The following is a 1,767-nucleotide window of genomic DNA, read 5'->3' as shown; positions in this document are numbered from 1 at the left end:
GGCCTTACATCGTCCGATGACACGGCCGGTCGTTCGCGTTGACATTGAACCTAGCCAGACCCGAACGGCGCGGTCAAGCCTTGAAATAAGTGCCTCCCCAACCTGGCTGAAAAAGGAGGCCGGAGGGCGCGTAAGCGGAAGCGTGATCCCGCTGCACATGGGCCAGGTCACCCACCTGTGAGCTGCCCGTCATCACCACGCGCTCCGCCCATGTAGACCAACTGCAGTTCGCGGCGCCCGGCAGTCGTGCCGCGTGCTGGGGGTCTTCCTGACCATCGGGATCAGTGCCGTGCGGTCAGACGGGTTGTCGTGCAGGTCGACGGCCAGCAGGACCTGGCGGCGGGGGCACAATCTGCAAGTTGTATTCCTGGAGGTAGCCGCCGTGTTTGCCCAGCTGTAACCGCGAGTCCGGATCGGTCGGGCTGGCGACGGCGGTCGGGGAGGGCGCCGGCTCGGGGCTGCGGGCCCGTTCCAGGTGAGCGAGTGCCGTCGTGAGTCGGGCCCGCTGCCGGAGCAGGACCGTCTTGTGTTCCATGGGGACCGGTGGCCGGCCGTTGGCTGCTCGGCGCCCCTGATGTGCCCCGGGTTTCAAGGAGTCGGAATGCTGGACAAATGTTGATCGCGCCGTACGGAAGCCGCAGCCTCTGGTCCCGTCGGTAGATCCAGGTCCCGGCCTCATGCGGCTCCTGCCTCCCGATCGCGGCCCGCACCGCAGCAGCCACCGGGTCGACGTGATCGCCTTGGCGGCCTGGTGCGCAGCGAGGGCTTGGCGGTAGCTGGCCGACGCGCTCTCCCGGGTGCGCACGGGCCCGGCCGGCGGCTTGGTTGGCGAGCGCGACCAGGCGGGCGGTGCTCATGCGTAGTTGGGTGGCGTAGGCGGGTGAGTCGGGCAGCAGGTCCAGGCGGCCGGTGTCGGCGTCGAATCCGACGCCGCTCACGTGCGGGACCAGGCTCCCCCATGGTCACGGGTCCGGGCGGCTGTTGGTCAGCACGGCGGTGACGTAGCCGGTGAGGGTGGTGAGGAGGAGGATCACGCGGTCGGTGCCCTTGGGCAAGAACGGCAGCACGATGCAGGGGCAGCATCACTTGCCGCTCTTGGCAGCCGCCGGCGGCGTGGTCTTGGTGGTCTTCGCCCGGGACGGCCGCATCCACGAGACGAGCCGGTCCTGGTAGACGAGGGTGTACCCGTTGGGGGACAGCGGGCCATTCTTGTAGGTCGTGCGGCGCTCGACCAGGCCGAGTTCGAGCAATTTCTGCAGGCCGCGCAGGTGAGTGTCCGCCGACCAGCCGTACCAGTTGGGAGCCGGTCCGGCGGGGAAGGAGGACCACGGCTTCTCCCGCGCGACCGTGAGGAGCATGGCCAGACCGGGCATGTCGATCATGTCGTCGCACCCCCCGGCTCCAGAACGGCGGCGGCGTATCAGGAACACCACGAAGCCGACCGAAGCGGTCCCGGTCGCGGACGCCGCGCCGTACACGACCCTCAACGGGATCATCTTGCGATACCACCGGCTGACGAGGCCGAGCCAGCAGGCCCAGCGGCGCTTTTCCAGGCTGTGCTTTCAGCCATTCCAGAATCCAGGCGGGACCACCGGTCTGCGACTCGCATCGTTGATGAATCGCTTTCGCGCCGGACCGCCACTGAAGCCTGCGCTCCGGGCCCGAGCGCGGCAGCGCGGCAGCGCGGCAGCGCGGCAGCGCGGCAGCGCGGCAGCGCGGCAGCGCGGCAGCGCGGCAGCGCGGCAGCGCGGCAGCGCGGCAGCGCGG

Annotated in this window: 1 protein-coding gene; it reads right to left on the bottom strand. The window is 69.7% G+C overall.

Features of this window, described 5'->3' with window-relative positions; translation table 11 throughout:
- Positions 1–1,082: 1,082 nt before the first annotated feature.
- The gene (locus AB0M29_RS45135; RefSeq protein WP_365393673.1) at positions 1,083–1,496 is read right to left on the bottom strand and encodes a hypothetical protein; all 414 of its coding nucleotides are present in this window, start codon (positions 1,494–1,496) and stop codon (positions 1,083–1,085) included.
- Positions 1,497–1,767: the final 271 nt, after the last annotated feature.

The sequence above is a fragment of the Streptomyces sp. NPDC051976 genome (assembly GCF_040680795.1).
GTDB lineage: Bacteria > Actinomycetota > Actinomycetes > Streptomycetales > Streptomycetaceae > Actinacidiphila.
The sequence above is the reverse complement of the archived record's forward strand: the minus strand, read 5'-3'. Positions and strand labels throughout refer to the sequence as shown.